Genomic DNA, 1,940 nt, shown 5'->3' with positions numbered 1-1,940 from the left:
TCATCCTGAGCCAGGATCAAACTCTCCAATAAAGTTAGTTTGTCTAGCATCTAAAATAAAAATTGACGTTTCACGTTGTTTGTTTCGTTCAGTTTTCAAAGAACTTGTCTGCCGCTCATTTGCGACTTCCTTATGTTAACATCTTCGTTAGTTAATGTCAACTAAGTTTTTTATTTCGTTTGTCGCTTTCGACGTTATTGTCATCGGCGACTTTTTCTATATTACACCTCTAATCTCTAATCGTCAATACGTTTTTTAAAAAAAACTTCATTTTTTTAAAACCCTATTTACATACCTCTTCTATCAGAATATATAAGCAACCCATATAATACTCTATGGGTTGCTTTCCATCATAAAAACTATTGTTCTTTTGAAGGCACCGAACAACTTTCATCTGTACAAGACATATCACTTCCACCTTCTGAAGAGAGCTCTTGTAACTTAGGTACAGGATTCTCTTCTTCCCACACTTGCTGAAGTGCACCAACAAAAGTTTCAAGTGGTTGCGCACCTGAAATAGCATACTTTTGATTAATAATAAAATAAGGTACTCCTGAAATTTGATATTGCTGAGCAATCGCTTCATCAACTCTAACATCATTTGCATATGCACTTTTATCATTAATAACCTGCAAAGCTTCTTGTTTATCTAAACCTGAAGCTTCAGCGATAGAAGCAAGCGTATCCACATCACTTAAATTTTTCGATTCAGTGAAATATGCAAAAAGTAGATTTTCCGTAATCTCTTTTTCTTTCCCTTGATCCTTTGCAAATTTCGCAAGACGATGCGCATCAAAAGTGTTCGTCGGCTTCATCTCATCAAAATTAAAACTTAAACCCATACTAGCTGCATGATTACCTAACTGCACGTTATTACGTTTCGCTTCTTCAATACTAATCCCATACTTTGATGCAAGTACTTCATTAATACTTGTTCCAGAATAGATTGGAGCATTTTGGTCTAATTCAAAACTTTTAAACTCAACTTCAACATCCTTCTTATGAGGAAATTGCTCTAAAGCCACTTCTAACCTACGTTTCCCAATGTAGCAAAATGGGCATACAAAATCTGACCATACTTCAATTTTCATAGAAACACCTCATTAACATGTAGTTTTCAATCATTGTAGCACTGGCACTAAGGAATTCAAAAATTTATGCTTCAAGCCTTATATACTACAACCTAAAATAAATCTATAAATAGAAAAACGATAATCAAAAGTATTACCTTCTGATTATCGCATATATAAATCTAATTATGCTTGAATATATCTTCCCACGAACTTCCATACGGTATTCCAATACGTATTTGAATCTATCTTCTCAGCTTCTCCATTCCAACTTATCGAAAGAATTTATGTGTAGTGTATTAGGTTTATGATTTGAGACAAAGCTAGCATCCTTTTCTTCATTTGTAGCGAACACATCTCCTGATGCATTCACAGTTTCTACTAAGTGAGGGTTATCCTCTAAAAATTCTTTTTCTTGTTTCGCATTCAACGCATAGTTATAAAAATAATTCCCAACTAACATATATACAATCGCTAGAAGGACTAAGACTACTATATTGACACTCCCACCCCTAAAGAGGGTACTATCGCACCGTAGCGGGCTTTCCTATTCGGAAAATCTGTAATTATACCTATCTTTTTTCATGTTATCTCCTTTAAAAAAATTAAATCTTCCTATATTAAAGTACTTCAAAAAATAACTGTACTATTTTAACATACCGATAGATTGCTTCCACAAAAAATAAAATAGAAAATCTTAAACTACATATCGAAATTGAATATAACAGAATAACTTGAGACTGATTAGAAGTTAGAAACACAAAAAAGACGAGTCATTCTGACTCGTCTTAAGCTTGCTTGGCGACGTCCTACTCTCACAGGGACAAGGTCCCAACTACCATCGGCGCTAGAGAGCTTAACTTCCGTGTT

At 34.3% G+C, this 1,940-nt stretch carries 1 protein-coding gene and 1 pseudogene; both read right to left on the bottom strand.

Going from position 1 to position 1,940, the window contains the following annotated elements; genetic code table 11:
* Window positions 1-359: 359 nt before the first annotated feature.
* Window positions 360-1,091 carry a DsbA family oxidoreductase gene (locus PDQ40_RS27995; protein ID WP_000687958.1) on the bottom strand — a complete coding sequence of 244 codons (732 nt, stop codon included), beginning with the start codon at window positions 1,089-1,091 and terminating at the stop codon, window positions 360-362.
* A gap of 247 nt (window positions 1,092-1,338) precedes the next feature.
* Window positions 1,339-1,533: pseudogene (locus PDQ40_RS27990) on the bottom strand (alpha/beta hydrolase); the annotation flags it as partial.
* Window positions 1,534-1,940: the final 407 nt, after the last annotated feature.

The organism is Bacillus cereus group sp. Bc061, assembly GCF_027715825.1.
GTDB classification, from domain to species: domain Bacteria; phylum Bacillota; class Bacilli; order Bacillales; family Bacillaceae_G; genus Bacillus_A; species Bacillus_A paranthracis.
The sequence above is the reverse complement of the archived record's forward strand: the minus strand, read 5'-3'. Positions and strand labels throughout refer to the sequence as shown.